This window comes from Acidaminococcus sp. CAG:542 (assembly GCF_000437815.1).
In the GTDB taxonomy this organism is placed as follows: domain Bacteria; phylum Bacillota; class Negativicutes; order Acidaminococcales; family Acidaminococcaceae; genus Acidaminococcus.
The window spans coordinates 7,996-9,910 of record NZ_FR902040.1; the positions used below are offsets into that span (position 1 = coordinate 7,996).

A 1,915-nucleotide genomic window follows, 5' to 3' on the forward strand; every position below is an offset into this window, starting at 1 on the left:
GCGGCTGGTGGAAGCCAAACGCGGCTGGCGTTTGGCAGGAAACGGAAACGCAGCTGCCGCTGCTAACCCACCACCAGCCCTGGGGCTGGTCCCCCGCCCTTGAAAAGGGCGGATAAAAACGCGGGGCGCAAGGGCCCCTTGTTTTGATGCTGAGAACCGCACAGAACTCTTCTGCTTTGAGATAAAAAAGCAATGGGCGTCAGCCCGAGCGTATATCCGCCCTTTTCAAGGGCGGGGGACCGTTGCGCCTGCGCAATGGTGGTGGGTTAGGCGCCGCTTTTCGTTCGGCGCCGTTTCCTTTTTTCTTTGCGTCTCTGTTCAAAACCATTTGCCCCCGGCAAATGGTCTCCTTCAGCTGCTGACCGTTGACCGCCTCTTACCCCCTCACTTCCCGGAGCAGCTCCCGGATGTTCTCCTGCTGGTTTTCTTCGGTCACTTCTTCGGAGAAGGGAATCACGTTGGCGGCGGGGCGGATCTCTTTGACCGGCAGCTGGCAGTTGTAGAAGCTTTCCAGCTGCTGTTCTCCGTGGGTAAGGCCGTAGAGGATCTCCAGGCCCCGTACCGCCACTTCCACCGGCTGTCCCTTTTCTTCATAGGGCACCGGGCTGAGAGACAGCAGGTATTTGTAGCTCATTTCCGGCATCAGTTCCTGGAGGACTTTTTTCCGGTAGCTGTACTTGGCGTCCAGGATCAGGTAGTTCTCCCGGTTCCCCTGCTTCCACCGGAGCAGGTAATCCGGGGTGTAATAATGGCCCTCTTCCAGGGGCTTGAAGGCGTAGGTGGTGTTCCGGTACAGGTGGATGGCCCCCGGGCCCTGTTCCGGCTGGTCCGTGAGCACCGGCTGGAAGAACAGGGGCAGTTCCTCGTCCCCCCGCTCCAGCCGGTACACGTTCTGGTACCCGGAATGGTCGTACAGGTTCCGGCTGCCCAGGGTGTACACCTTCCGGCGGCATTCCTCCAGTACAAACCCTTCCTGCCGGAGCCCCTGGAGCAGCCGGGCCAGGCAGTAGATCTCGAACACGAAGGTGTTTTCGTACAAATTGAGGAGCATCCGCTCCCGGGGAAAGTGGCGGCAGGTGTTCTGGTACCACTGGTGGATGCACAGATAGATCCGGTAATACTGGGGCACCCGGAAAAAGGGCTCCGTAGGTTCCGGCATCTGGCTGGCGTCCAGCAGGGTCACCGGCAAAATCTGCCGGTAGGACACGAACATTTCCTGGAGCCGCTCCTCCACCTCATCGCACCGTTCCAGGAAGCCCTTCAGCATGTGGGCGGCGTTGGCGTAGAGCACCTGGGAGGACAGCTGGTACCCCTCCCGGTCGGCTTCCGGCAGGTCCAGCCCCTGGACCAGGGCCCGGATTTCCTTTCCCTCCTCCCCGATGTCGTAGAGCATCCGCTGGAGGAAGCTGAGGACCACCTGGTTCTCGTACACGTCCCGGCTCATTTTGTCCTGGGTCATCAGGAGTTTTTCCGGCAGGTAGTGCTTGTCCCCCACCTGGATCCCGAAAGGGGCCTCCCGGAGGTATTCCGGGTGCCGGACCAGGTACTGGAGGGTGTGGGGGCTGACAGTCTGAACCTTTTCCGTCCAGTCCACCACTTCGGCGGTTTCCAGGGTATGCCGGCAGTTGGCCTTGAAATACCCGTAGCTTTCCTCATACACCTGGAGGATCTCCTCTGCCAGGGTCAGCTGGGACAGGAAATCCTGGAACCCGTTCCGGCTGTCCGGGCCGGTGCCCTCCGGGGCTTTATCCCGCAAAAGCGGCGCCTGGTGGGCATAGATGTATTCCACCATGGCCTTCAGGTTTTCCTGCTGCTGGGAAGGCTGGATCAGTACCGGCAGCAGGTCCGTGTACCAGGTCTCTCCCGGCTCCTCCCCTTTCTGGAGGGTGATTTCCAGTTCCACCAGCCCCATATG

Annotated in this window: 1 protein-coding gene; it reads right to left on the reverse strand. The window is 60.5% G+C overall.

Annotated features, from left to right (window positions below; all coding sequences use genetic code 11):
* Positions 1-376: 376 nt before the first annotated feature.
* A partial coding sequence (locus QVO43_RS02625) for a DUF2357 domain-containing protein (protein ID WP_288174380.1) occupies positions 377-1,915 on the reverse strand: 1,539 nt, incomplete at its 5' end.